Below are 26,375 nucleotides of genomic sequence, written 5' to 3'. Positions count from 1 at the left end.
CAAGGACCGTGGCGTTGGGGCGTGCCCGCGCTGCCGGGTCAGCGGTGCTTGATGCCGGGCCGGGCGTTGGGGGCGAGGGTCGGCCGGGTGACGGGCGCGTCGCCGAGGGCCTCGTCGACGGCGACCAGCAGGTCGGCGGACAGGTCCACGCCGGAGGCCGCGGCGTTTGCGTGGACCTGTTCCGGGCGGGAGGCGCCGGTGATGGCGGACGCGACCTCGCCGCGGCGCAGGACCCAGGCCAGGGCCAGGGTGGGCATGCTGATCCCGGCGTCCTCCGCGATCGGGACGAGCCGCTGGACGGCTTCGAGGATGGCGTCGCTGTAGACGAGGTCCTGCGAGACGGCCATGTCCGCGGAGGCGAACCTGCTGCCCTCGGGGACGGGCTGTCCGGGCTTGTACTTGCCGGTCAGCACGCCTTGGGCGAGCGGCGACCAGACGATCTGGGAGATGCCGTTGCCGGCGCACAGGCCGAGGACCTCGGTCTCGGGGGCCTGCCAGAGCATGGAGTACTGCGGCTGAGAGGAGACGAACAGGTCGGGTCCCGCGATGTCGATCGCGGCCTGGATCTGCTCGGGGGTCCACTCACTGAAGCCGAGGTGGCGCGCCTTGCCCTGTTCGACGACCTTCTGCAATGCCTCGATCGTGTCCTCGATCGGAACGTCGGGGTCGAAACGGTGCGCCTGGTAGAGGTCGACGTAGTCGGTCTTCAGGCGGGTGAGGGAGGCGTCGATCTGCTTGGCGATCTGCGCCGGGGACAGCCCCTGGTCGGCCGGGTCGTCGGACATCCGGCCCCACACCTTGGTTGCCAGGATGTACGAGTCGCGGGGGTGGCCGGAGAGGATCTCGCCCCAGGCCGTCTCCGCGGCGCCCTGCCCGTAGACGTTGGCGGTGTCGAAGAAGTTGATGCCCGCGTCGAACGCCGCCTCCGTGCAGGCACGGGTCTTGTCGGCCTCGATCCCACCGGCGAAGGTGAGCCAGGATCCGAGCGAGATCTCCGACACCCGGAGGTCCGAATCGCCGAGCTTGCGGTACTGCATGGTTGCTCCTTCTTACTTGTGCAATGGCGCGGTGGCGGTGCGGTGCCGTGCGGTGGGAAGAGTCGGGCCGTGAACCCGTCCAGCGACATCGCCCTGTTCATGACCACTTTGCCGGTGCCTGGTGCAGGGCGAGCATCGCCTCGCCGACCGCACCGACGTCCGCGTCGCGGATCGCGGTGGCGGCCTCATCGAGGACGAGTAGCCGTGCCCCGGGAATCTCGCGCGCGATCGCCTCACCGTTGCCCACAGGGAAGAACGGGTCGCAGCGGCCGTGGACGACGAGCGTGGGCACCTTGATCTCCGGCAGGCGCTCGCGCCAGCGGGGTGTGCAGTCGAGCCGGGAGAACACCATGCCCAACTGGTTGGCCATCTGGACCTGGGGCGCGGTGCCGGGCGTGCGGTCCCAGACACGCGCGGCTACTGCGCGCGCGGCGGCGGGGTCATTGCCGAGGACCTCCGCTCCTGCGGCGGCGAACTCCGCGACCGCCTCCCGGTCGGCCCAGTCGGGCATCGGACTGGAGAACATCCGGCCCATCGTCGCCTGGTCGTGATCGGGGAGGTCGTCGTCGACCGGTCCGGGCGCGACCGCGCGGGTGCCTACCAGGGTGAGCGCCGAGAACGCTTCCGGATGGTCGAGCGCGCCGACCTGCGCGACCATTCCGCCGACACCGATCCCCGCGAGGTGCGCGGGGCCGCCGCGTCGGCTGCCAGGTCACGCAGCGTGTAGGCGGGCGCTTCCGGGTCCCCGGTCGTGGACTCGCCGCTGTCGCGCAGGTCGTAGCGCACCGCACGGCGCCCGCCCGCGGCGAGGCGTTCGCACAGCGCGTCGGGCCAGGACAGCATCGTCGTGCCGCCCACGAGCAGGACGAGTGGCGCGTCGTCGGCCCCGAACGACTCGATACCCAGGGTGATGTCATTGGCGTTGACAGTGGTCATACCAGGGCAGACCCCGTCCGATGCCCGAAATCATCGCTCGGTGTCGTACTGACCCTTTGACCTAGGTCTTCGGGCCTCGTCCGGAAGTCCGCGGCCATCGTTCACGGGGCCGATGCAGTGCGCGGCCGGAGCGGGCAACCTTGCGGTGGATCGGACCTGCCGACAAGGAGCACACCATGTCGTACTTCCCGAACATGCAGTACCCGGAGCCCCGCTACCACGGCGACAAGGGAGAGGTGAGCGCGTCCTTCCGCCCGGCCGACACCCCGCCGGAGGTCTCCTCACCCGGCGGATCCACCGGCTACCTCGCCACCCAGGAGTCGACCGGCGGCGAATTCGGGCTCTACAAGGGCGTGTTGGGCCCGCGGTCCGCGGGCGCGAAGACCCACTTCCACCGGGCGATGTCGGAGTCGTTCTATGTCCTGTCCGGCGAACTCGAGCTCTATGACGGCGACAAGTGGGTGACGGGCCGGGAGGGCGACTTCCTGTACGTACCGGCCGGCGGTCTGCACGCCTTCAAGAACGTGACCGACGACCCCGTGTCCATGCTCATGCTCTTCGCCCCCGGCGCTCCGCGCGAGGACTACTTCGAGCGGGTCGCGGAGATGTCGCAGCGCAGCCCCGAGGAGCTCAAGGAGTTCCGCGTCCGGCACGACAGCTACTTCGTGGAGGACTTCGACTTCGGGGCAGGGCGGGCGCCGTCCTGAACCGCGCGCGGTGAGCGCGCATGGCGTAGGCAGACTGGCCCGCCCGGGCGACGGCACGGAGGCTGAGGGGCACCGACCCCGTCGCGCACAGGAGGCACTCCCCCGTATGGACGCCACCTCACCGGTGCCCGACGCCCGCACACACCTGGCGCTCCAGTCCATCCGGGAACTCCTGCGGGCCCAGCGACGACGGATCAGGAAGTACGCGGAGTCGTATCAGGAACATGCGCAGGACCAGGAGCAGGAGCAGGAGCAGGAGCACGACCGGGATCGGGACCAGGGCCACGGCCATGAGCACGACACGGTCGCGTCGACCGCCCCCGTCTCGTCCACCCCCCTGCCGCCCTCCCCCTCCGACCGCGAGGTCCTCGACGCCATGCCCGTGCCGACGCTTCTGGTGGCCCCGCTCCGGGACGGCGAAGGCCGCATCCGAGACGCCCTCTACGTCGCCCAGAACGCGGCGGCCCGCACCTACGCCGCCGACCGCCTCCCCCATGGGGGTCTCCCACGGTGGCAGGGCCCCTTGTCGCTGTTCGAGCGGTTCCCCTCCCTGGCCGGGACTGCGCTGCCCGGCATGCTGGCCGATGCCCTGAACGAGCGTTCCCCGCAAGGGCCCACATTGATCGAATGGGTCGTGAGCACGTCGCGCGGGCCGGTCCGGGTCAATGATCAGGTCCGGGTCGCCCCGTGCGGAGAGCAGCACCTGCTGATCACCTGGGACCGCGGCCACCGCGTACACATGGCGGCCGCCGCCCAGCAGCTGGTGCGGACCTGCTGGGCGGAGTGGAACCTGGGTGACGGCGGCGTCGACCCCTCGCGCGGATTCCGGCGGGTGCTGGGCCTCGGCAGTCAGGCGGCCGTCCCCACGCTGTCCGGCCTGGCGGCGGCCGTGGCTCCGGACAGCCTGCCCGACCTGTACCGGACGCTCTACGACGTCATCCTGCGCAAACGCACGGGCGTCTGTGAGCTGCGCCTGAACGGAGCCGGTTCCCGCGTGATCCGGATGACCTCCGAGCCCGTGAGCATCGCCCCCGGCAGCCTGGTGTGGGCGCTGCGGGCCGTGCTCACCGACGTGACCGCCGAGCGGCGCCGCCGCGCGAGCGCCGAGCGTGCGGAACGCGAGGCGCGGCGCCAGCGCGAGCGCGCCGAGGCCGTCGCCGAGGTCGCAGGCGTGCTGCGCGAGGCGATCCTCCCGCATTTCCAGGGCGAACCGGCCGCCTCCGGCCTCGAGGCCACCGCCGTGTACCGGCCCGACGCCCGGGAGGCCGGGGTCGGCGGCGACTGGTACAAGGCGCGCACGCTCCCCGGCGGTCGCCTGCTCGTCGCGCTCGGCGACGCCCGTGGGCACGGTCTGGCCGCGGTCACCCTCATGGCGAAACTCCGCTACGCGCTGGCGGGCCTCGCCTACACCGAGCAGCGCGTCGAACAACTCACGCAGTGGCTCAACGAGTTGGCCTGCGCCGACGGCGTCGAGTCCACCGCGACCGCGATCATCGCCAGCTACCACCCGGAGCGGGCCCTGCTGCGCTGGACCTGCGCGGGCCATCCGCGCCCGGTCCTCGTCCGCGACGGTACGGCCTGCCAACTGCCGGACCCCGAGGGCGGCCCCGGCCTTCCGCTGGGTGTCCTGCCGGGTACGCCGTACACGGCGGCGGGGGCGCACCTGCGCGTGGGCGACATCGTCCTGATGTACTCCGACGGGCTGACCGAGCGCCGCGACAGCGACCCCGACCTCGACACGCGCCGCTTCCTCGACGCGGCGCAGCGGTGCCTGGACGGCGCCGCTCCCGGTGCGGGGCACGAAGCGCTCCAGGAGTACGCGGAGTGCCTCGTCGGCGAGCTCGACGGCCCGCACCGGTCCGACGACGCGACACTCCTGGTCCTCCGGCGTACGTCGACGTCCCCCTCGGCGCCTTAACGACCGCTCAGCACCCACCCCCGCGACGTCGGCCCACCTGGCCGGAACAACCACCTTTCGCGCCATGGGGGTTGTCGGGGGGCCGTGGGCCTCTTAACGTTCGATCAGTCCTGGATCGGGCCCCCGCACAGGCCGTCGCGGCGGGGTGACCCGGGCCGTCCGGCAGCCGTCGACGGGAGACCGCGTGTCCTTCGTGCCCGACACACGTGACGCAAGTGCCGCAACTCATGCAGCCGACGCAACCGACTCCTCAGGTTTCACGACTTCGCTCAACGCCGGTCGCCGCCTCTCCCTCGCCCACCAACTGGCGCGCCAGGCGCGGAGAACGCCCACCGCCCCCGCCTTGCGCCACCGCGGCCGGGAGATCGTCTACGCCGCCCTCGACGCGCGGGTGAACCGCCTCGCGCGCGCCTACGCGGCGCGTGGCGTCGGGCGAGGCGATCGGGTCGCAGCGCTCACCACCAACCGGATGGAGACGGTGGAGGTGTGGTTCGCCGCGCTGCGGCTCGGCGCGATCGCCGTGCCGATCAACTTCCGCCTGGTGCCCGCCGAAGTGGCCCACGTCCTCGTCGACTGCACGCCGACCGTGTTCGTGGTCGACGAGCAGCTGACCGAACTCGGCCTTGAAGCGAGGCGCCTGGCGGGCTCCGACGACTGCCGCGTGCTGCACCTCGGGGACGGCGAGGACAGCGCGCCGGACGGCACGGAGAGCCTCACCGCGGTGCGCGACGCGTACGACGACGGGCCCGTCGAGGCCGACGTCGACGAGAACGATCCGGCGTTCCTGATGTACACCTCGGGAACCACGGGACGTTCCAAGGGCGCCGTGCTCAGCCACCTCAACCTGATCGTGAACACCCTGCACATGGTGGAGGTGCAGGCACCGCAGCCCACCGACCGGAGCCTGCTCAACATCCCGATGTTCCACATCGCGGGCGTCGACTCGGTCGTCGCTTCCATGCTCTACGGCACCTGCACGGTCATCGGCGCCACCGTCGGCTTCGACGCCGCCGAGACGGTCGACCTGCTGGAGCGGGAGCGGATCACCGGCTGCTTCCTCGTGCCGAGCCAGTGGAAGGCGATCTGCGAGGTGCCGGGCATCCGGGACCGCAAACTCGTGCTGAACAGCCTGAGTTGGGGTGCGTCCGTCGCCCCGCCGTCCGTCCTTGAGGCGATGAACGAGACCTTCCCCGGCGTCGTGATCCGCAGCGCCTTCGGCCAGACCGAGATGGCTTCGGTCACCTGCTACCTCGGCGGCGAGGACGCGGTGCGCAAGCTCGGCTCCGTCGGCAAGCCCGTGCGCCACGTGGACGCGCGGATCGTCGACGAGGAGATGCGGGACGTGCCCGTGGGCGAGGTCGGCGAGATCGTCTACCGTGGCGGCAACCTCATGCTGGGCTACTGGAACAACCCGGAGGCCACCGCCGAGGCCTTCGAAGGGGGTTGGTTCCACTCCGGCGACCTGTGCCGGATGGACGACGAGGGCTACATCTACGTAGTCGACCGCAAGAAGGACATGATCATCTCGGGCGGCGAGAACATCTACTCGGCGGAGGTCGAGTCCGTCATCGACCGGCACCCGAAGGTCGCCGAGGTGGCCGTCGTGGGCGTGCCGCACCCCGAGTGGGTGGAGACCCCGCGCGCGTACGTCGTGCCGAGGGATCCGGCCGACCCGCCCACCGAGGCGGACATCACCGAGCACTGCCGCGAGCGGCTCGCCTCGTACAAGAAGCCGACCTCGGTCGCCGTCATCGAGGCACTCCCGCGCAACGCCGCCGGGAAGGTGCTCAAGGTGCGGCTGCGCGAGGCCGCCCGCGACTGACGGCACATCCCCTCCCTCTTCCCGGCTGATGGGAGGCACCCGCCCCCGCTCCCGCCCTCCGACTGGACGGATCCGCATGCCTGACCGGACACATGAAGACCTGACGGAACTGCGCTCCCGCATGGCCGCCTTCATCAACGACGAGGTGATCCCCGCCGAGAAGGCCCTCGGCGGCCGCACCCCCGAGGCCCGCGCCACGCTCGCCACCTTGCAGGAGCGGGCGAAGAAGCTGGATCTGTGGATTCTCGGCCACCCGGTCGAACTCGGCGGCAAGGGACTGCCGTTGTACGACTTCGCGCTCCTCAACGAGATCATCGGGCGCTCCGAGTACGGGCAACTGGCCGTCGGCACGTACACCATGCAGGACTCGATCATGCTCGACCTGTACGCCTCGCGGGCGCAGCGCGAGCGCTGGCTGGGGCCACTCGCCAACGCCGAGCTCAGTCCTAGCGTCGGCCTCACCGAACCGGAGGTGGCCGGGTCCGATCCCACCCGGATCGCGACGACCGCCGTGCTCGACGGCGACGAGTGGGTGATCAACGGCCACAAGTGGTTCACCACCGGGGCCAGCCGGGCCGCCTTCACCACGGTCTTCGCGCGCACCGACGAGGACGCCGCGAGCCCGCACGGCACGGTCTCCGCGATCATCGTGCCGGCCGGTACACCGGGCCTGGAGATCTCCCGCGTTCTGGAGACGATGGGTGACACCGAGGGTGACCACTGCGAGCTGCGCCTGACGGATGTGCGGGTGCCCGCCGACCATCTCCTCGGCGAGCGCGGCGAGGGGTTCACCATCGCGCAGCGCCGGCTCGGGCCCGGCCGCATCTTCCACTGCATGCGCTGGCTGGGACAGGCCCAGCGCGCCTTCGAGTTGATGGTCGCGCGCGCCAACACTCGTTACGCGCACGGCTCGTTGCTCGCCGAGAAGGGCGAGATCCGGCGTTACGTCGCCGAGTCGGCCGCCGAGATCCAGGCGGCCCGGCTGATGACCCTGGACGCGGCACGCCGCTACGACCAGGACGGGCAGGCCCGCCTGGAGATCAGCATGGTCAAGTTCTGGGGCGCCCAGGTGCTGCACAACGTCGTCGACCGTGCCATCCAGGTGCACGGTGCGCTCGGTGTCACCGCCGACACACCGCTGGAGGCCATGTACCGGCGGGCCCGCTACGCGCGCATCTACGACGGTCCCGACGAGGTGCACCGCATGGTCGTCGCGCGCAAGCTGCTCGCCGATGTGAGCAGGGCGCCGTGGGCGGGGCTGCCCGCGTGAGTGAACGGTTGGAGGAGGGACTGCGGGCCAGGCTGGCCGATTTGTGGGGCGAACCCGTGTCCGTGGAGGGCTGGCGGCGCCTGTCCGGTGGCGCCAGCCGGGACACCTTCTCCCTCGATGCCACGGTGGCCGACGGCGCCTCGCACCCTCTGATCCTGCGCTGCGACCCGCCGGTCAAGCCGAGTCCCGAGGTGATGGCGCGCGAGGCCGCGGTGCTGACCGCCGCGGCGGAGGCGGGGGTACCCGTGCCCCGCCTCGTCGACCATGGCACGGGGCTCGGTCGCGCCTACCTGGTCATGGAGCGCGTCGAGGGCGAGACGATCCCGCGCCGCCTGCTGCGGGACGCCCGGTTCGCGGCCGTGCGACCGAAGCTGGTGCGGGAGCTAGGCCGGATCCTCGCGCGCATCCACACGATCCCGGCCACGTCCGTCCCCGATCTGCCCGAGGTCGACCCGCTGAACCAACTCACCGACCTCTACGGCCAGTTCGACGACCCGCGTCCGGCGGTCGAACTCGGCCTGCGTTGGCTGGCCGACCACCGCCCACCGAACGCCCGCCCCACCTGCGTCGTGCACGGGGACTTCCGCAACGGCAACCTGATGGTCGACGAGACCGGCGTACGCGCCGTCCTCGACTGGGAGCTCACCCATCTCGGCGACCCCGTCGAGGATCTCGGCTGGCTGTGCGTGAAGGCCTGGCGGTTCGGCTCCGCCGAGCCGGTGGGCGGCTTCGGACCGCGCGAGGAGCTGCTCGCCGGGTACGCCGAGATCGCCGGGACCCGCCCGAGCGAGGCCGAACTCCACTGGTGGGAGCTGTACGGCACGCTCCGCTGGGCAGTGCTGTGCCGCATACAGGCGGAGCGGTTCCTGTCCGGCGCCGAACAGGCCGTGGAGTGGGCCGTGTTGGGGCGCAAGGTCTGCGAACAGGAGTACGACGTGCTGCTCGCGCTCGGCGTCACCGAACCCGCCCCCGTACCCGACGTCCTCACCGGCCGCGACGGGACCGCCGCCGCTCCCCCGCACGACCGGCCCGGCGCCGACGCACTGCTGCGCTCCGTCCAGACCTTCCTCACCGAGGAAACGGCGGGCGATCCCCGACTGCGCTTCCTGTCGAAGGTGGCGGGCAACGCGGTCGCCATCGCCCGCCGCGAGGCCCTGCTCGCGCCCGCCCAGGCCGAGGCGCACGCCCGCCGCCTGTCCGCGCACGGCCTCGCCGACGATCGCGCCCTCGCCGAGGCGATCCGCGACGGCGCCGTGGCGGCGGACGACGCGGCGGTGGTCGACGCCGTACGCGGGGGCGTCCTGGACAAGCTGACGGTCGCCAACCCGGCGTACGCGGCACAGACGGCCGGGTGAGCACACATACCCGTACACGCACAGAGAGCTTGAGGACCCACGCATGACAGACACCCACCAGGCCGCCACCGCGACCGGCACCGAGCCCGACTTCACGGAGATCCGGTTCCAGGTCGCCGACCACATCGCCACCATCACCCTGCACCGGCCCGAGCGCCTGAACGCCTTCACGCACACCATGGCCGCCGAACTCATCACCGCCTTCGACCTGACCGACGCCGACGACGACGTGCGGGCCGTGGTCCTGACCGGGTCGGGGCGTGGCTTCTGCGCGGGCGCGGACCTGGCGGGCGGCGCGGCCACGTTCGACCACGACGCCGCCGGGCGCGCCGGCGGGCGCACGGACTTCGGCACCATCGACGGCGTGCCGCGTGACGGCGGCGGGTGTGTGGCGCTGCGCATCGCCGAAAGCGTCAAGCCGGTCGTCGTGGCGGTCAACGGCCCGGCAGTGGGCGTCGGTTCGACGATGACGCTGCCCGCCGACATCCGCATCGCCGCAGAGTCGGCCCGCTTCGGCTTCGTGTTCGCACGGCGTGGCTTGGTGCCGGAGGCGGCGTCGAGCTGGTTCCTGCCGCGGGTCGTGGGGATCTCGCAGGCGATGGAGTGGGTGGCGACGGGCCGCGTCTTCGACTCGGCGGAAGCCCTTGCCGGGCGCCTCGTCTCACGCGTCGTCCCCGACGCCGAACTCCTCACCACCGCCTACGCGTTGGCTGCGGAGATCGCCGAGAACACCTCGGCCGTCTCGGTCGCGCACTCACGCCGGCTGATGTGGTCGATGCTCGGCGCGTCCTCCCCCTGGGACGCGCACCGTCTCGACTCGGCGGCCATGCAGCGACTCGGCCAGGGGCCCGATGCCGCCGAGGGCGTCATGTCGTTCCTGGAGAAGCGGCCCGCGAAGTTCCCTGCGATGCTCGCCGACCACGAGGACACCCTGCCGTCCTGGCCCGGCCGCCCGGAGGACGTGCGGTGAGCGCGGCACCGGAGCGGTGACCTACCGGCCGTCGAGGTCGCGCACCGCCTCGTGCGCGGCCTCGCTCTGCCGCAACACCTGCCGCCGCAACTCCCCGACCGGAAGCTCGTTCTCGCCCATCACCCCGGCCGCGAACCGGGCCGCCACCCCGGATCCGATGCACGCCGAACGCCACCGTGAGAACGCCACGTAGTACGGCAGGTCCGACACATCGAGCCCCGACAACTTGGCGTAGGCGTCGACGAGTTCGGCCCGGTCGCAGAAGCCGGGCGCCGCACTCGGCCCGTCCGTCGTAGGCGGCACCGTGTCGCCCGGCTGCTCCCACGTGGAGACGAGCCAGCCGAGGTCCGCCAACGGGTCGCCCAGCGTGGCCAGTTCCCAGTCGAAGACGGCGACCACCGTGCCGTCGGGACCGAAGGACAGGTTGCCGGGCCGGAAGTCACCGTGCACGATGCCCGAGCGCTGCTCCGGCACCCGGGCGAGCAGCGCGTCGTGCACCGTGTCGAGGAGCTCCAGGTCGGGTGCGCCGGAGCGGTGCACCTGCCTTTGCCAGCGGTGCAGTTGGCGTTCCACGTAGCCGCGGGGGCGGGCCATGTCGCCGAGGCCGGCCGCGAGCGGGTCGATCCGGTGCAGGTCGGCGAGGACCTCGACGAGGCTCGTGCCCGCCCGGCGCCGGGCGTCTTGCGGCCAGTCCTCCACGGCGTCCCGGTCCGCGCCCACTGTGCCGTCGACGAAGTCCATGACGTAGAACTCCGCGCCGGTCACCGAGGCGTCCGCGCAGTAGGCGAGCGGTTCGGGCACCGGTACCGCGGTCGGCGCGAGAGCGGTCTGGAAGCGCCACTCGCGGCTCATGTCGTGCGCGGTGCTGAGCACGCCGCCGGTCGGCGGCCTGCGCAGCGCCCGTACGGTGCCGATGGCGTCGGTGACCCGGTAGGTGAGGTTGGATCGGCCGCCGGAGACGAGGTCGAAGGTGAGCGGTGGCACGAGGCCGGGGACGTGCGCGGCCAGCCACTCGCCGACCGCGGGCTCGACACCCGTGCTCATGAGTACCGCGCCTTGAGTTTTCCCTTGACCAGCTTGCCTGTTGGGGTGCGTGGCAGCTCGTCGACGAAGTCCACGCTGCGGGGCGCCTTGTAGTGGGCGATCCGTTCCCGTACGTACGCGATCAGGCGCTCCTCCAGGTCGGGGTCCGGTGTCACGCCGGGGGCGGGCTGTGCCACGGCCTTGACCGCCTCGCCCATCACCGGGTCGGGGACGCCGATCACCGCGACATCGGTGAGGTCGGGGTGGAGCGCGAGGACGTTCTCGATCTCCTGCGGGTAGATGTTCACCCCACCCGAGATGATCATGAAGCTTCTGCGGTCGGTGAGGAAGAGATAGCCGTCCTCGTCGAGGTGGCCCACGTCGCCGAGGGTCACCCAGTCCGCGTGCTGCGGGTGCTGCGCGCCCTTGGTCTTGTCGGGGTCGCCCAGGTACTCGAAGCTGCCGTCGCCCTCCCGAGCGAAGTAGACGGTGCCGGTCTCCCCCGCGGGCAGCACGTGCCCCTCGTCGTCGCAGATGCGCGGCTGTCCGAGGATGGGCCGGCCGACCGAGCCCGGTTTCGTGAGCCACTCCTCGGAGGTGATCAGCGTCATGCCGATGCCCTCGGTCGCGGAGTAGTACTCGTACAGCTTCGGGCCCCACCAGTCGATCATCGCGCGCTTGACGTCCGGCGGGCACGGCGCGGCGGCGTGCACGACGACCTTGTGGCTGGAGAGGTCGTAGGCGGTGCGGGTCTTTTCGGGAAGCCGCAGCAGACGGATGAAGTGGGTCGGCACCCATTGGCTGTGCGTGATCCGGTAGCGCTCGATGGCGCGCAGCGCGTCCTCGGGGTCGAAGCGCTCCATCATGACGACCGTGCCGCCGAGCGCGTGCACGGAGGCGCCGTAGCGCAGCGGCGCGGCGTGGTAGACGGGCGCGGGCGACAGGTACCTCGCGTCCTGGTCGAAGCCGTAGAACAGGCGCAGGAGTTCGACGAGCGTGTCGCCGGGCTCGCCGACCTGGCGGTCCGGGAGTTCGGGGCGGATGCCCTTGGGGCGGCCCGTGGTTCCGGAGGAGTAGAGCAGGTCGGCGCCGCGCGGCTGGTCGGCGGGCGGTTCGGCGGATGCCCCGGCGAGGGCGGTCGCGTAGTCGTCGTAGCCTTCGACGGCGCCGCCGTAGGCGAGCCGTACGCGGACGGAAGCGGGGACCTGCCCGGCGACGTCCCGGGCGAGGTCGGCCAGGGCGCCCGACACCACCAGGGCCGCGGCTCCCGAGTCGCCCACGATGTACGCGATCTCGGGCGCGGAGAGGTGATGGTTGACGAGGGTGATGTAGAAGCCGGAGCGGACGGCCGCCCAGTACACCTCGTACGCGTGGATCGAGTTGTCGGTGAGCAGAGCGACCGCGTCGCCGCGGCGCAGGTCCGCCTCCCGGAACACGTGGGCGAGCCGGATGGAGCGTTCGTCCAGCTCCCCGTATGTCAGCTGTTCGCCGGTCGACGCCATGACGACGGCGGGGCGCTGCGGATCGGTCTGGGCATGGGCACCTGGATACACGGGACGCCTTTCGCATGGACGTGAACGCCGGTGGCCGTGGACTCTTTCTAAGTCACCCCGCGAGGCGGCAGCAAGACATGCGACGCAATGAATTGATCGTTCGTTCAGGGCGGACGCGCGGGTCTCAACTCCCGTCGGAGCGGCCGGAGTCCGCGGCCGTCCAGCGGCGGAAGGCCCGCATGAAGCTCGACGGCTCCGAGTAGCCGAGCCGGTGTGCCAGCTCGGCGGCGGACAGCCGCTCGTGCCGCAGCCCGTCCTGTACGAGGGTGAGCCGTACGTCGTCGAGCAGCCGCCGGTAGGTGGTGCCCTCGGCGGCGAGTTTGCGGCGCAGGGTGCGCGAGGTGACGTTCATGCGGCGGGCGATGTGCTCGATGCCGGGGTCGGGTCCGCCGCCCGCCAGCAGGTGTCTGCGCACCGTGCGGGCCGCGCCGCTGCCGCTCGCCCGCTGTGCCACGAGGCGCTCGCACAGCTCCTGGCAGATCTGCGCGGTGTGCGGATTGCCGTGCGGCAGCGGACTGTCGAGGATGCCGCTGTCGTAGACGAGGGCCGTCGTCCCGGCGCCGTAGCGGACCGGCGCGTCGAGCACCGTGGGCGGCGCGGCGCCCGGCGGCCCGGGGAAGGCGAGGTCGACGCGGCGCAGCGGGACGGGCGGGCCGCCCGCGAACACCTGGCGGCCGAGGACGATGTTGGCGGCGCAGTCCCGTTCGACGAGGAAGCGCCGGACGTCGGCGGGGATCCGGCCGCCGTCCATCCGGTGCTGGACGTCGCCCGCCGCGTCCACCACGGCGCTGTGCCGGGCGAAGCCGAAGGTCAGCGCCGAGTACCGCAGCCCGTACCGGAACACCTCGCGCATCGTCGGGGCGCTGAGCAGCGCGTAGCCGAACAGGCCGAACGTGGTGACGTGGTAGCGGGCGCCGACCTCGATGCCGAGCCCCGGGCGGTCGCCGAGCGCGTGCAGGAGGTTGCGGACGACGGCGATCTCCTGCGAGGCCTCGACGAGATGGTGCGGATCACGCAGCGCGGCCGTGTCGATGCCCGAGCCGGCGAGGCAGCCGGCCGCGCCCAGGCCGCGTTCCGCGGCGAAGTCGAGGAGCAGGACGACGCCCGAGGCGGCGCGCGGGAAGTCCCAGTCGGTGAAGCCCTCGGCGATGACCTTCGGCTGCGCGGCAGCCGTGTCCACCGACACGGTCATGACCGGCCCTCCGTTTCCCGCCGTCACGCTGCCAACGCCCCTATCCGTCAGGGGAGTTCATGACAGCACGGGCTCCCGGCGGCCACAACCCGGCTGCGTGTCCGAATCTGTCCCGGCGTTGTCCGCTTTGGTCATGGAGGCGGTCGGGCGTGCCGCCATAACTTGAGGCAAGTGTGTCCGGCCCTGTCCGACCGTCCGGTTTGGTGACGAGGACGCGGTCGGGCGCGGCAATGGTGCCGAGGCAAGGAGAATGCGCATGCAGACCAAGGGAGCCCTGCTCCACAAGCCCGGCGAGGACTGGACGGTCGAGCCGATCGAGGTCGGCGACCCGGTCGCGGGCGAGGTGCAACTGCGCCTGGCTGCTTCGGGTTTGTGCCACTCCGACGAACACTTCCGGGGCGGGGCGAACCTTGCCGCCACCTATCCGCTCCTCGGTGGTCACGAGGGCGCGGGCGTCGTGACGAAGGTCGGCCCCGGTGTCTCCGGCGTCGAGGTGGGCGACCACGCGGTCCTCGGCTTCATCCCGGCCTGCGGTGTGTGCCGCCCCTGTTCGCAGGGCCTGCAGAACCTGTGCGACCAGGGCGCCAACCTGCTCACCGGGCAGTCCATCGCCGACAACACGTACCGCACGCGCACGGCGGGCGGGGACCCGGTCACGCCGATGTGCCTGCTGGGCACGTTCGCCCCGTACGTCACCGTCAGCCAGTCCTCCGTCATCAAGATCGAGAAGGATGTGCCGCTGGAGACGGCGGCGCTCCTTGGCTGCGGCGTCTCCACGGGCTGGGGCTCCGCCGTCTCCATCGGCGACACCCGGCCCGGCGACACGGTCGTGATCGTCGGTGTCGGCGGCGTCGGCATCAACGCGGTGCAGGGTGCGGCGGCGGCCGGGGCGCGGTTCGTGATCGCGGTGGACCCGGTCGAGTTCAAGCGGGACAAGGCACGGGAGTTCGGCGCCACGCACACCTTCGCCTCGATGGAGGAGGCCGCGGGTCCCGTCGCCGAGCTGACCTGGGGCGCGCAGGCCCACACCGTCATCCTGACCGTCGGCGAACTCCAGGGCGACCAGCTGGCCCCGGCGCTCGCCATGACCGCCAAGGGCGGCCAGGTGATCGTGACGGCCATCGCGGACATGACGCAGATCGACGCCAAGGTCGGCCTGTTCGACCTGGCGCTGATGCAGAAGCGGATCCAGGGCGCCATCTTCGGCGGCATCAGCCCGCGCACCCAGATCCCCCGCCTCCTTGAGCAGTACCGCGCCGGGCTGCTCAAGCTGGACGAACTCACCACGCGCACCTACCGCCTGGAGGAGATCAACCAGGGCTACCAGGACATGCGGGACGGCAAGAACCTGCGCGGCGTGGTCCGCTATACCGACGCCGACTACTGAGCCACCACAGGACCGATACGGGCAGGCCGAAGTCGGCCCGCCCGCTCCCCATCCACGTACCGTTCACCACCCCGAGGGAACCCGCAGATGCCCGACACCAGCAAGCTCTACATCGGCGGCCGCCCGACCGCCTCGGCCGGCACCGGCACCATCGACGTCATCAGCTCCAGCACCGAAGAGGTCATCGGCGCCGTCCCGGACGGTGTGCCCGCCGACGTGGACCGTGCGGTCGCGGCGGCCCGCGAGGCGTTCCCCGGGTGGTGGGCCACGCCGGTCGAGCAGCGGGCGAAGTATCTGGAGGAGATCGCGGGCGGTCTGATGGCGCGCGCCGACGAGTTGGCCGCGCTGATCTCCTCGGAGATGGGCGCGCCGCTGTCCTTCGCCAAGGCGATCCAGGTGCCGCTGCCGGTCAACAGTTTCGCGCAGGCCGCGGCGGTCGCCCGCACGTTCGCGTTCGAGCGGGAGGAGGGCAGCACGACGATCGTGCGTGAGCCGTACGGCGTCGTCGGCGCGATCACCCCGTGGAACTATCCGCTGCACCAGATCGCCGCGAAGGTCGCGTACGCGCTCGCCGCGGGCAACACCGTCGTCGTCAAGCCCAGCGAGGTCGCGCCGCTGAACGCCTGGGTGCTTGCCGAGATCGTCGACGCGGCGGGCCTGCCTCCGGGCGTCTTCAACCTGGTCTCCGGCACGGGCCCGGTCGTCGGCGAAGCGATCGCCGCGCACCCGGACATCGACGTGGTCTCCTTCACCGGCTCGACCCGCGCGGGCAAGCGCGTGGCGCAGCTCGCGGCCGACACCGTCAAGAAGGTGGCCCTGGAACTCGGCGGCAAGAGCCCCAACGTTTTGCTGCCCGACACAGACTTCGGGGCCGCCATCCCACAGGCCGTACAGGCCGCGATGATCAACTCCGGTCAGACGTGCTCCGCCCTCACCCGCCTCCTGGTGCCGCGCGAACGCCTCACGGAGGCCGAGGAACTGGCCCGTACGATCGTCGAATCGATCCCGGTCGGCGCCCCTGGCGACGACAAGACCGTGCTCGGCCCGCTTGTCTCCGCGACTCAACTGGAGCGCGTACGCGGCTACATCGACCGCGGCGTCGCCGAAGGCGCTCGGCTGGTCACCGGCGGCAGCGACCCGCTCCCCGGCCTGGATGCGGGCTACTACGTCAAGCCGACCGTGTTCTCCGACGTCACCACCGACATGGTGATCCACAGGGAGGAGATCTTCGGCCCGGTCCTGTCCATCGAGCCGTACGACGACGAGGACGACGCCGCCCGCATCGCCAACGACACCCCGTACGGACTCGCCGGCGGAGTCTGGTCGGCGGACCCGGACCGCGCCCGCGCCTTCGCGCGCCGCATCCGCTCGGGTCAAGTACAGGTCAACGACGGCCAGTTCAACCCGAACGCCCCCTTCGGCGGCTACAAGCAGTCCGGCATCGGCCGCGAGTACGGCAGCCTGGGCCTCGAGGAGTTCCTGGAGGTCAAGGCGATCCAGCACTGAGCGGGCGGCCGGCGGGGCGCGCCCTGGAAGGTCACAGGCCGCCCCGTTCGCTCACCTGACGGGCCACGTCACGGAGCTTGATGTTCTTCTCCTGCGAGTAGCGGCGCAGCGTGGCGAATGCCTCCGCTTCGGTCAGGTTCTGGCCGGCCATCAGGATGCCCATGGCCTCGCCGATGACGTGGCGGGTCTCCACGGCGCGGTGCAGGGAGGCGTGGTCGCGGGCGCTGGAGAAGGCCACGGCGGCGTGCGAGGCGAGGAGCCAGCCGGCGGTCTCGCTGGCCTCCGTGAACGCTCCCGGCTTGGCGGAGTAGAGGTTGAGGGCGCCGAGGTCGCCGTCGACCTCGCCGTCGGTGTAGAGCAGGAAGCCCATCATGCTGCCGATGCCGAGATCATGGGCGCGGGGGGCGTACGAGCGCCAGCGGGTCGTCTCGGTCGACAGGTCCTTGATGCGGAACACGGGGTGCCCGGTGCGGGCCGCGTCGAAGCACGGGCCCTCGCGAACGCGGCCCTGGAGCCGGTCGCTTTCGACGACGAGCTGATCGGTGGCGACCAGCGTGTCGACCTCACCCTTGCGCAGCACGAGGATGCCCGCCGCGTCGCAGCCCTCGAGCTGGTCGACGGCCCATGCGGTGATCTTGTTCAGCGTCGCGTCCACAGACTCCTGGGCCAGGAGCTCGCGCGCCATGGACGCCATATTCAGGGCAAACTCACGCCATTCCACGTCGCGCTCCTCGGCTTCGGGGTACATGACTCACTTACGTGGGCCAAGCCTGCCATGTCCGCCCCGGCCGGAACCCGTCGCGGGTGGGATGGGTGGCTCGCACACCCTTGACAGCCCTCGCCCCGTCTTGATTGCTTGACCCCACCACGCACACCGAATGGTCGGTCGGCAGGACCGGCCGGAGAGGATGATGCCGGAGTGACGGATTCCGCCGAACCGGGCCCCGCTGAGCGCATGTTCGCCGCGGACCTGGCCTCCCAGCTCCTCGGCATCGAACTCCTGGAGCACGGCGCGGGACACGCCGAACTCCGGATGAAGGTGACACCGTCCATGGTCAACGGGCACGACATCGCGCACGGCGGCTACGTCTTCCTTCTCGCCGACACGGCCTTCGCCTGCGCCTGCAACAGCGAAGGACCCGTCACCGTCGCCTCCGGAGCCGACGTCACCTTTGTCGCCCCCGCCTACGAGGGCGACGTGCTGGTGGCCACCGCCCGCGAGGTCACCCGCTTCGGCCGCAGCGGCCTGTACGACGTGCGGGTGACGCGCGGGGAGTCCGTGATCGCCGAGTTCCGGGGGCGCAGCCGCAGCGTCGCTACAGGCCCAGCTCGCTGAGGCCCGGGTGGCCGTCGGGGCGGCGGCCGGGCGGCCAGTGGAACTTACGCTCCACCTCAGTGATGGGCAGGTCGTTGATGGAGGCGTGGCGCCTGCTCATCAGACCGTTCTCGTCGAACTCCCAGTTCTCGTTGCCGTACACGCGCTTCCAGTTGCCCGCGTCGTCGTGGCACTCGTACGCGAAGCGGACCGCGATGCGGTCGCCGTCGAACGCCCACAGCTCCTTGATCAGCCGGTAGTCGAGCTCCTGGTCCCACTTGCGGGTGAGGAACGCGACGATGTCGGCGCGCCCGGAGGGGAATTCGGCGCGATTGCGCCACTGGCTGTCGGGCGTGTACGCGAGCGCGACGCGCTGCGGGTCACGGGTGTTCCAGGCGTCCTCAGCGAGCCGCACCTTCTGCACGGCTGTCTCGCGCGTGAAGGGCGGAAGCGGCGGACGGGCGGCGGCAGGCTCGGACGCGGGGCCGGTGTGGTCGGTCATGGTGTGGATCCTCCCCCGTCAGAGCAGTTCCAGCACCGTCGCGTTCGCCATGCCGCCGCCCTCGCACATCGCCTGCAGGCCGTAGCGGATGCCGTTGTCCTTCATGTGGTGCACCAGCGTGGTCATGAGGCGGGCGCCGGAGCCGCCGAGGGGGTGGCCGAGGGCCATGGCGCCGCCGTTGGGGTTGAGGCGCGCGTAGTCGGCGCCGGTCCGGCGCTGCCAGCCGAGGGAGACGGAGGCGAAGGCCTCGTTGATCTCGTACGTGCCGATCTCGTCGAGCCGCAGGCCCGAACGCTCAAGTACCTTGGCCGTGGCCGGAATCGGGCCCTTGAGCATGGTGATGGGGTCGACGCCGGTGACGGTGCCGGTGTGGAAGCGGGCCAGCGGTGTCCAGCCGTTGCGCGCGGCCACCTCGGAGGTGGTGACGAGCAGCGCGGCGGCGCCGTCGGAGATCTGCGAGGCGTTGCCCGCCGAGATGACACCGTCCTCCTTGAACGGTGTCTTCAGCCCGGCCAGCTTCTCGACCGTGGTGCCGCGCCGGACCCCCTCGTCGGTGTCGAAGAGTGTGCCGTCGGCGAGGGTGACCGGGGTGATCTGGTTCTTGAAGCGGCCCTCGTCGATGGCGCGGGCGGCCTTCTCGTGCGAGTCGGCGGCGTGCTGGTCGAGTTCGGCGCGGGTGAGTCCGAACTCCTCGGCGATCATCTCGGCGCCGACGCCCTGGTTGAACACGACGTGGTCGTAGCGCTCGCCGACGAGCGGGCCGAACGGCTTGCCGATCTGGCCGCCCGCGCGCGTGGAACCCATCGGGACGCGGGACATGGACTCGACGCCGCCCGCGATCGCGATGTCGTACTGTCCGGCGATGACCCCGGCGGCGGCCTGGTGGACGGACTGCTGCGAGGAGCCGCACTGGCGGTCGATGGTCAGGCCCGGCACGGACTCCGGCCAGCCGGCGGCGAGCACCGCGAACCGGCCGACGCCGCCCGCCTGTTCGCCGACCTGGGACACGCAGCCCCAGATGACGTCGTCGACGGTGGCCGGGTCGAGGCCGTTGCGCTCGGCGAGGGCCTTCAGGACGTGGGCGGAGAGGTCGACGGGGTGGATGTCGGAGAGCGTGCCGCCCGGCTTGCCCTTGCCGACGGGGGTCCGTAGGGCATCGACGATGACTGCGTCACGCATGCGGGAACTCCTTGGTGAGGTACGGGGGTTGGCGTGCGGTCTACTTCGGGGCCATGCGGATCGCGCCGTCGAGGCGGATGGTCTCGCCGTTGAGCATCGGGTTGGTGACGATCGAATCGACCATGTGCGCGTACTCGGCGGGCTGCCCGAGGCGGGCCGGGTGCGGGACCTGCGCGCCGAGCGAGTCCTTGGCCTCCTGCGGAAGCCGGCCGAGCAACGGGGTCTCGAACAGGCCGGGCGCGATGGTCATCACGCGGATGTTCATGCGCGCCAGGTCGCGGGCGATCGGCAGTGTCATGCCGACGATGCCGCCCTTGGACGCCGAGTACGCGCACTGGCCGATCTGCCCGTCGAACGCTGCCACGGAGGCGGTGTTGACGATGACACCGCGCTCGCCGTCGGCCGGTTCGTTGCCGGTCATGGCCTGCGCGGCGAGGCGGATGACGTTGAAGGTGCCGATCAGGTTGATCTCGACGACCTTGCGGAAGGTGTCGAGGACGTACGGGCCTTCCTTGCCGACGGTGCGCCCGGCGGAGCCGATGCCCGCGCAGTTGACGGTGACGCGCAGCGGGGCGAGCGTGACGGCGGCCTCGACGGCGGCGGTGGCGTCCGCCTCGTTGGTGACATCTCCGGCCACGAAGGTGGCGCCGAGCTCCTTGGCTACGTTGGTGCCGTCGGAGGTGGGCAGGTCGAAGATGACGACCTTGGCGCCCGTGGCGGCGAGCCGCTCGGCGGTGGCGCGGCCGAGGCCGGAGGCGCCGCCGGTGACGAGGGCGGAGGACTGGGCGTCGAGTTGCATGGCAAGTCCCTTGTTCGTAGGGGTGGTCAGGATCGGTCGGGGTCGGTCGGGGAGGGTCAGAGGCCGAGCGACTTGGCGATGATGGTCTTCATGACCTCGTTGGTGCCGCCGTAGATGCGTGAGACGCGGGTGTCGGCGTACAGGCGGGCGATCGGGTACTCGGTGACGTAGCCGTAACCGCCGTGCAGTTGCAGGCACTTGTCGATGACGCGGCCCGCGACCTCGGTGCAGAACAGCTTCGCCTTCGCGGCGTCGGAGACGGACAGCTCGCCGTCGTCGTGCAGCTCGAGCGCCCGGTCGGCCATCAGCTGGGCGGCCTCGACCTCGGTGGCGCACTCGGCGAGCACGAACTTGGTGTTCTGGAAGTGGGCGACCGGCTTGCCGAAGACCGTGCGTTCCTTCACGTAGTCGGTGGCGAAGCGCAGCGCCGCCGCGGCCGTCCCCGAGCCGCCCAGAGCGATCATCAGGCGTTCCTGGGCGAGGTTGTGGGACAGGTAGGAGAAGCCCTTGCCCTCCTCGCCGAGCAGGTTCTCGGCCGGCACCTTGACGTCCACGAAGGCGAGTTCGGCGGTGTCGGAGGCCTTGAGGCCGATCTTCTGGAGCTTGCGGCCGACAGTGAAGCCCTCGCTCGCGGACTCCACGACGAGGATCGAGAGTCCGCCGCGGCGGTCCTCGGGATCGTAGGGCGTGGTGCGCGCGACGACGAGGACCAGGTCGGCGAGGGCGCCGCCGGTGATGAACGTCTTGGCGCCGTTGAGGACGTAGTGCGTGCCGTCGGCGGAGAGTTCGGCCCTGGTCTGGATGTTGGCGAGGTCGGAGCCGGTGCCGGGTTCGGTCATGGCGATCGCCGTCATGAGGTCGCCGGAGGCGAAGCCGGGCAGCCAGCGCCCCTTCTGCTCCTGCGTGGCGTACCGCAGCAGGTACGGCAGGATCAGGTTGGCGTGCACCGAGTAGTTGCCGAAAGTGACTCCGGCGCGGGTGGTCTCCTCGACGGCCACCGCCGCGAACTTCAGGCTGGCCTCGCCCGCGCCGCCGAACTCCTCGGGCACCTGGATGCCGAGCACCCCCAGCTCACCTAGGCGGCGGTAGAAGTCGCGCGGCGGGTGACCCTGCTCTTCCCACTCCTGGTGGACGGGGGTGACTTCCTTGGCGATGAAGTCCCGCAGCATCCGGCGGAACGCCTCGTGGTCCTCGTTGAACAGCGTACGGCGCACAGCGGCCCCTTCTGCCTGTGTAGAACGATCGTTAAGTTACGTCGGCGTGTCGAGCCCTGACAACCCTTCCGCGAGTCCGCGCGTCACCGGGGAGCGGGCACGTGGAGCAGCGCCTCCTGGGTGACGGAGGCGACCAACTCCCCTTTCCTGCTCCAGAATTCGCCGTGCGCCAGGGTCCGCCCGTCACCGGCCACGACGCTGTGGCACGCGAACAGCAGCCACTCGTCGACGCGTGCCGGGCGGTGGAACCACATGGCGTGGTCGAGCGAGGCGAGCGCGATGCCGCGCGGCCGTGGCTCGCCGTAGGTGACCAGGGCGGTGGGGGCGAGCGGGGCGTCGCAGATGTAGGCGAGGACGCAGGCGTGCGGGCCCGGCTCGTCCGGCATCGCGCCGACCGTGCGCATCCAGGCGTAGCGGTCGATACGTCCGGCATCCGGGTCCCGCTCCAGCGGCACTTCGCGGTACTCGACGGAGGTGCTCAGCGGATGGTCCTGCGGCCGGTGCGCCCAGCCGTTGCCAAGCCCCTCGGGGCCCGGCACGTCGGGCATGCCGGGCTGGCGCCAACTCCCGCCGCTCTGCGGCTGCTTGAACGAGACGCTCATGGTGAGCGACTCCTTGCCGTTCTGGAACGCGGTGACCTGTCGCATCGAGTAGCTGCGGCCGTCCCGTACGACCTCGGGCTCGTAGCGCACTGGCCGCTCAGGCGACAGGGCACGCAGGAAGTAGGCGTGCAGCGAGTGCACCACCCGGTCGGCCTCCACAGTGCGGTGCGCGGCGTCCAGGGCCTGGGCGAGGACGGCGCCGCCGTAACTGCGGGCGGCCGCGCGGCCGGAGTGGCAGTGCCCGTGGAAGACACCGCCGTCGGACGCCTCGACCTGGATGTGTCGGCCCTTCCCGAGCTCACCGAGCGCGGCAGGGGGCGCCTTCCCTACCCCCCGGGACGCACTCCGGGCCGTCGCCTCGTCGACCATGCCGCCACTCACGTTCCAGTCACTCCCGTTCCGTCGGCGGCCGCGTACCGCTGCCGCAGGTCCGTCTTGAGGATCTTCCCGGCGGCCGACACCGGCAGCGCCTCCAGGAAGTGGATCTCCCGCAGCCGCTGGTACGGAGCGACGTGCTCGGCCACGAACGCCATGAGTTTCTCGGCCAGTTCGGGCCCCGCCCGATGCCCGGCGCGCGGCACGACGTACGCGACGGGGATCTCGCCGACCCCGGCACGCGGCGCGCCGATGACACTGGCGCCCGCGACGGCGGGGTGCCGGTGCAGCAGGTCCTCCAGCGGCGTCGGATAAACGTTGTACCCCTTGTAGATCAACATGTCCTTGGCCCGTCCGACCAGGTACAGCCAGCCGTCCCCGTCGACGCGCCCCAGGCCGCCGGTGCGCAGCCAGCCGTCCTGGAACTGCTCGGCCGTCAGGTCGGGGTGGCCCTGGTAGCCGTCGGTGATCTGCGGGCCGCGCGCCCACACCTCACCCGTCTCGCCGACCGGCAGGGCGGGGCCGCAGCCGAGGTCCCTGATCTCGACCTCGGTGTCGAAGACCGGCGCACCCACGCTGCCCTCCGGCACCGGGTTGTCGTCCACCAGCGGGTGCGCGGCGAGCGCCATGGTGGCCTCGGTGAGCCCGTATCCCTCGACGATCGTCGCGTTCGGGAAGAGTGCGCCGAGACGGCGCATGGTGTCCGTATCGACGGGCGCGGCACCGGAGTTGACGCTGCGTACCGAGGACAGGTCGAGGTCCTCGACGCCCGGCAGCGCGAGCAGGGCGTGGAAGAGGGCGGGCGAGCCGGGGACGGACGTGACGCCGAACTCCTCGATGAGCCCCACGAAGCGGCGGGGTTCGAAGCGGCCCGCCATCACGACCGTGCTCGCCACCGCCACACTCACGGACTGGCCGACCAGGCCCATCGCATGGAAGAACGGCGCCAGCGCCACGGCGGTCGACGTACCCAGGTCCATCGTGTGCGCGGTGCGCGCCCCAGGCACGGAGTCGAGCGCCACCCGCCCCTCGTCGTCGGTGCCGGGCACGGCGGCGCCGCGCCAGCAGGCCATTTGCAGGGCGTTGGCGAGGACGTTGCGGTGCAGCACGCGGACCGCCTTGGAACGCCCTGTCGTGCCGCCGGTGAAGGCCAGGTGCGCCAGATCGTCCCCGCGCACAGCAACCCGCTCCCCCGGGTCGTCACCCGACAGCAGCTCCTCCAGGGGTACGCCGCCGGGGTCGGTGTCCTCGGCGGGTGCGGTGGCCGTGGCCGGGACGAGGACGGTCAGGCGGACGTCCGGCGCGGCGGCCTTCGTGAGCGCGGCTGCGGTCGCCGGGTGGGTGAGCGCGGCGACGGCGCGCGCCTCGTCGAGCTGGTCCCGCAGCGCCGTCGGTGGCAGCGCCGGGTTGAGGGGGACGACGACCGCGCCGGCCAGCAGGATCGCGTAGTACGAGACGGTGAACCAGGCCGAGTTGGGCTGGTGCAGCGCGACGGCGTCGCCCTTGCCGACGCCGCGTGCACTCAGCCCTCCGGCGAGCCGCAGCGCGGTGTCGTACATCTCGCGGTAGGTGAAGGTGAGTTCGCCGTCGCGCAGGGCGGTGCGGTCGGGGTGGCGGTGGGCGGTTCCGGCGAGCAGGTCGCCGACGGCGGCGTCGGGGTAGCCGAGGCTCTGGGGCATGCCCGGAGGCACGTAGCGCGTCGTCAACCGACGACTCCCTTCTCGCGGAGTGTGCCGATGTCGGCGGGGTCGAGCCCGGCCAGCGTGGCGAGTACGCGTGTGGTGTCGGCGCCGACGCACGGGGCGGGGGCGGGCTCGCCGGTTGGTGTGGTGGTGAAGCGCGGGGCGGGCGAGGGTTCGTGGCCGCCGTGGGCGCCGCGTCGGTAGGTCGAGCGGGCGCTGTTGTGGGGATGGTCGGGCGCCTCGTTGAGCGACAGGACCGGGGACACGCAGGCGCCCTGCCCGTCGAAGACGCGGGCCCACTCGTCGCGGGTGCGCGTGGCGAAGAGACGGGTCAACTCGTCCTTCATAACCGCCCAGTTGGCGCGGTCGTGCTGGCGCGCGAACCGCTCGTCCCCTTCGAGATCGAGGACGCGCAGCAGCGCAGCGTAGAACTGCGGCTCGATGGCGCCGACGGCGATGTGCCGATCATCGGCGCAGCGGTACACGGCGTAGAACGGGGCGCCGCCGTCGAGCATGTTGACGCCGCGGCGGTCCTGCCAGCCCCCCTTGGCCAGGAACCCGTACGTCATGGCGAGCAGCAGCGCGGTGCCGTCGGTCATGGCGGCGTCGACGACCTGTCCGACTCCGCTGGTGCTAGCGTGCAGCAGCGCGCTCACGAGGCCGAGCGCGAGCAGCATGCCGCCCCCGCCGAAGTCGCCCACCAGGTTGAGCGGCGGCACGGGGTCGCCGTCGGCGGGACCCATGGCGTGCAATGCCCCTGCCACGGCGATGTAGTTGATGTCATGGCCGGGCTCCTGGGCGAGCGGCCCGACCTGTCCCCAGCCGGTCATCCGCCCGTACACGAGTTTCGGGTTCGCGGCGAGCAGGACGTCGGGGCCGAGGCCGAGCCGTTCGGCGACGCCGGGCCGGAACCCCTCGATCACGGCGTCGGAGCGCGCGATCAACTGCCGTACGACGGCGGCCCCTTCGGCGTCCTTGAGGTTGACGGCGACGGAGCTGCGACCGCGCAGGATGACGGGGTGCGGGCTGTCCTTGCCGGCCTCGGCGGGGCGATCGACCCGGATGACCTCGGCCCCGAGGTCGGCGAGCAGCATGCCGCAGAACGGGGCGGGCCCGATGCCGCCCAGCTCCACGATCCGTATCCCGGCGAGCGGTCCGGCACTCACCGGCCGGTCCAGCGCGGGGCGCGCTTCTCGGCGAACGCACTGGCGCCTTCCCGCGCGTCGTCGGATGTCATCACCGGGCCCGCGATCTCCCGCATCCGCTGCCACTCCTCGTCGGCGGGCCAGTTGGGCGCGTTGGCGACGATCTCCTTGGTGGCGCGGACCGCGAGGGGGCCGTTCGCGGCGATGGCGCGGGCGAGCGCGAGCGCGCCGTCGAGGGCGGCGCCGGGTTCCGTGACGCGGTTGACGAGGCCGTAGGTGTGGGCGCGTTCGGCGTCGAGGAAGTCGCCGGTCAGGGCGATCTCCAGGGCGACGGAGTACGGGATGCGCCGGGGCAGCCGCAGCAGTCCGCCCGCCGCGGCGACGAGCCCCCGTTTGACCTCGGGTATCCCGAACTTGGCGTCGCGGGCCGCCACGACCATGTCGCAGGCGAGCGCGATCTCGCAGCCGCCGGCCAGGGCGTGCCCCTCGACGGCGGCGATGACCGGCTTGCGCGGGGGTGCCTCGGTGATTCCGGCGAGGCCGCGCCCCTCGACGGTCGGGGTCTCGCCCTTGAGGAACGCCTTGAGATCCATTCCGGAGCAGAAGCTGCCGCCCGCGCCGGTGATCACACCGACCACCTGGTCGTCCCTGCGGTCGAGTTCGTCGAGCGCGGCGGCCACGCCTTCCGCGACGACACGGTTGACCGCGTTGCGGGCCTCGGGGCGGTTGAGCGTGATGACGGTGATCCCGTCGGCACGGAATTCGCTGAGCACGGCGTCGGTCATTGCGGGCTCCCGGAGTGGGTCGCGGACTGCGTACGCTGCGACGGAGCGACCGTCGACCGCTCCGCCCGGCACGGCTCGGCCTCACCCACCCCGCATTGAAC

Annotated in this window: 24 protein-coding genes; 9 read left to right on the top strand and 15 right to left on the bottom strand. The window is 71.6% G+C overall.

Translation table 11 applies throughout. The annotated features are described in order from the left end of the window. Positions 1-38: 38 nt before the first annotated feature. The 3 genes from ACWD2L_RS04455 to ACWD2L_RS04445 form a co-directional block, all read right to left on the bottom strand. On the bottom strand, positions 39-1,037 hold the full coding sequence (locus tag ACWD2L_RS04455; protein WP_351330697.1) for an aldo/keto reductase family protein: 999 nt from the start codon (positions 1,035-1,037) through the stop codon (positions 39-41). Between the two features lie 97 nt (positions 1,038-1,134). Beyond that, positions 1,135-1,695 carry an alpha/beta hydrolase gene (locus ACWD2L_RS04450; RefSeq protein WP_451187199.1) on the bottom strand — a complete coding sequence of 187 codons (561 nt, stop codon included), beginning with the start codon at positions 1,693-1,695 and terminating at the stop codon, positions 1,135-1,137. Next, positions 1,635-1,973 (bottom strand): alpha/beta fold hydrolase, encoded by a 339-nt coding sequence (locus ACWD2L_RS04445; RefSeq protein WP_451187198.1) that lies wholly within the window; start codon positions 1,971-1,973, stop codon positions 1,635-1,637. Before ACWD2L_RS04445 ends, ACWD2L_RS04450 begins: the two co-directional genes overlap by 61 nt. A 176-nt stretch (positions 1,974-2,149) precedes the next feature. Between ACWD2L_RS04445 and ACWD2L_RS04440 the strand changes: the two genes are divergently transcribed. From ACWD2L_RS04440 to ACWD2L_RS04415, 6 genes are all read left to right on the top strand, one after another. Continuing rightward, the gene (locus tag ACWD2L_RS04440) at positions 2,150-2,680 is read left to right on the top strand and encodes a cupin domain-containing protein (protein ID WP_351330698.1); all 531 of its coding nucleotides are present in this window, start codon (positions 2,150-2,152) and stop codon (positions 2,678-2,680) included. A gap of 106 nt (positions 2,681-2,786) precedes the next feature. Beyond that, positions 2,787-4,598 carry a PP2C family protein-serine/threonine phosphatase gene (locus ACWD2L_RS04435; protein WP_351330699.1) on the top strand — a complete coding sequence of 604 codons (1,812 nt, stop codon included), beginning with the start codon at positions 2,787-2,789 and terminating at the stop codon, positions 4,596-4,598. 145 nt (positions 4,599-4,743) lie between these two features. Continuing rightward, complete coding sequence (locus ACWD2L_RS04430) at positions 4,744-6,420, top strand: AMP-binding protein (protein WP_451187195.1); 1,677 nt, start codon at positions 4,744-4,746, stop codon at positions 6,418-6,420. Positions 6,421-6,496: 76 nt separating this feature from the next. Continuing rightward, on the top strand, positions 6,497-7,690 hold the full coding sequence (locus ACWD2L_RS04425; RefSeq protein ID WP_351330703.1) for an acyl-CoA dehydrogenase family protein: 1,194 nt from the start codon (positions 6,497-6,499) through the stop codon (positions 7,688-7,690). Beyond that, positions 7,687-9,045, top strand: a complete 1,359-nt coding sequence (locus ACWD2L_RS04420) for a phosphotransferase family protein (RefSeq protein WP_351330705.1) — start codon at positions 7,687-7,689, stop codon at positions 9,043-9,045. Before ACWD2L_RS04425 ends, ACWD2L_RS04420 begins: the two co-directional genes overlap by 4 nt. A 43-nt stretch (positions 9,046-9,088) precedes the next feature. Beyond that, entirely contained in the window at positions 9,089-10,015 is a 927-nt protein-coding gene (locus ACWD2L_RS04415) for an enoyl-CoA hydratase-related protein (protein WP_351330707.1), read from the top strand. A 21-nt stretch (positions 10,016-10,036) separates the two neighbouring features. Here the strand turns inward: ACWD2L_RS04415 and ACWD2L_RS04410 are convergent, their stop codons facing one another. The 3 genes from ACWD2L_RS04410 to ACWD2L_RS04400 all read right to left on the bottom strand — a co-directional run bounded on the left by ACWD2L_RS04410 (position 10,037) and on the right by ACWD2L_RS04400 (position 13,783). Next, positions 10,037-11,059: a phosphotransferase family protein gene (locus ACWD2L_RS04410; RefSeq protein ID WP_351330709.1), complete on the bottom strand. Its 1,023-nt coding sequence runs from the start codon at positions 11,057-11,059 to the stop codon at positions 10,037-10,039. Further along, positions 11,056-12,591, bottom strand: coding sequence for an acyl-CoA synthetase (locus tag ACWD2L_RS04405; RefSeq protein WP_351330710.1), 1,536 nt, complete (start codon positions 12,589-12,591; stop codon positions 11,056-11,058). The genes ACWD2L_RS04410 and ACWD2L_RS04405 overlap by 4 nt, the downstream gene beginning before the upstream one ends. A gap of 124 nt (positions 12,592-12,715) precedes the next feature. Next, complete coding sequence (locus ACWD2L_RS04400) at positions 12,716-13,783, bottom strand: AraC family transcriptional regulator (RefSeq protein WP_351330712.1); 1,068 nt, start codon at positions 13,781-13,783, stop codon at positions 12,716-12,718. Positions 13,784-14,039: 256 nt separating this feature from the next. Between ACWD2L_RS04400 and ACWD2L_RS04395 the strand changes: the two genes are divergently transcribed. Both ACWD2L_RS04395 and ACWD2L_RS04390 read left to right on the top strand, forming a co-directional pair. Then, positions 14,040-15,170 (top strand): NDMA-dependent alcohol dehydrogenase, encoded by a 1,131-nt coding sequence (locus tag ACWD2L_RS04395; RefSeq protein WP_351330714.1) that lies wholly within the window; start codon positions 14,040-14,042, stop codon positions 15,168-15,170. 87 nt (positions 15,171-15,257) lie between these two features. Further along, positions 15,258-16,676, top strand: a complete 1,419-nt coding sequence (locus ACWD2L_RS04390; protein ID WP_351330715.1) for an aldehyde dehydrogenase family protein — start codon at positions 15,258-15,260, stop codon at positions 16,674-16,676. Between the two features lie 31 nt (positions 16,677-16,707). Here the strand turns inward: ACWD2L_RS04390 and ACWD2L_RS04385 are convergent, their stop codons facing one another. Continuing rightward, entirely contained in the window at positions 16,708-17,370 is a 663-nt protein-coding gene (locus ACWD2L_RS04385; protein ID WP_351330956.1) for a GAF and ANTAR domain-containing protein, read from the bottom strand. 261 nt (positions 17,371-17,631) lie between these two features. Here ACWD2L_RS04385 and paaI point away from each other — a divergent pair, with 261 nt between their 5' ends. Next, positions 17,632-18,012 (top strand): hydroxyphenylacetyl-CoA thioesterase PaaI, encoded by a 381-nt coding sequence (gene paaI / locus ACWD2L_RS04380; RefSeq protein WP_351330957.1) that lies wholly within the window; start codon positions 17,632-17,634, stop codon positions 18,010-18,012. On the opposite strand, the gene ACWD2L_RS04375 is transcribed toward paaI, so the two are convergent. The 8 genes from ACWD2L_RS04375 to ACWD2L_RS04340 form a co-directional block, all read right to left on the bottom strand. Further along, a complete protein-coding gene (locus ACWD2L_RS04375) occupies positions 17,993-18,493 on the bottom strand; it encodes a nuclear transport factor 2 family protein (protein WP_351330716.1) in 501 nt (166 codons plus the stop codon). The genes paaI and ACWD2L_RS04375 overlap by 20 nt on opposite strands. Before the next feature lie 18 nt (positions 18,494-18,511). Then, on the bottom strand, positions 18,512-19,672 hold the full coding sequence (locus ACWD2L_RS04370) for a thiolase family protein (RefSeq protein ID WP_351330717.1): 1,161 nt from the start codon (positions 19,670-19,672) through the stop codon (positions 18,512-18,514). Positions 19,673-19,712: 40 nt separating this feature from the next. Continuing rightward, a complete protein-coding gene (locus tag ACWD2L_RS04365) occupies positions 19,713-20,471 on the bottom strand; it encodes a 3-hydroxyacyl-CoA dehydrogenase (RefSeq protein WP_351330719.1) in 759 nt (252 codons plus the stop codon). A gap of 56 nt (positions 20,472-20,527) precedes the next feature. Further along, positions 20,528-21,685: an acyl-CoA dehydrogenase family protein gene (locus ACWD2L_RS04360; protein WP_351330721.1), complete on the bottom strand. Its 1,158-nt coding sequence runs from the start codon at positions 21,683-21,685 to the stop codon at positions 20,528-20,530. Positions 21,686-21,768: 83 nt separating this feature from the next. After that, the gene (locus ACWD2L_RS04355) at positions 21,769-22,668 is read right to left on the bottom strand and encodes an acyl-CoA thioesterase (RefSeq protein ID WP_351330723.1); all 900 of its coding nucleotides are present in this window, start codon (positions 22,666-22,668) and stop codon (positions 21,769-21,771) included. Continuing rightward, a complete protein-coding gene (locus ACWD2L_RS04350) occupies positions 22,665-24,368 on the bottom strand; it encodes a class I adenylate-forming enzyme family protein (protein WP_451187192.1) in 1,704 nt (567 codons plus the stop codon). The genes ACWD2L_RS04355 and ACWD2L_RS04350 overlap by 4 nt, the downstream gene beginning before the upstream one ends. Continuing rightward, positions 24,365-25,510, bottom strand: a complete 1,146-nt coding sequence (locus ACWD2L_RS04345) for a CaiB/BaiF CoA transferase family protein (protein WP_351330726.1) — start codon at positions 25,508-25,510, stop codon at positions 24,365-24,367. Before ACWD2L_RS04345 ends, ACWD2L_RS04350 begins: the two co-directional genes overlap by 4 nt. Continuing rightward, complete coding sequence (locus ACWD2L_RS04340; RefSeq protein ID WP_351330728.1) at positions 25,507-26,274, bottom strand: crotonase/enoyl-CoA hydratase family protein; 768 nt, start codon at positions 26,272-26,274, stop codon at positions 25,507-25,509. Before ACWD2L_RS04340 ends, ACWD2L_RS04345 begins: the two co-directional genes overlap by 4 nt. Positions 26,275-26,375 lie beyond the last annotated feature (101 nt).

The sequence above is a fragment of the Streptomyces sp. NPDC002754 genome (assembly GCF_053592315.1).
Note: the sequence above shows the minus strand (reverse complement) of the source record. Positions and strands in the feature narration are given on the sequence as shown.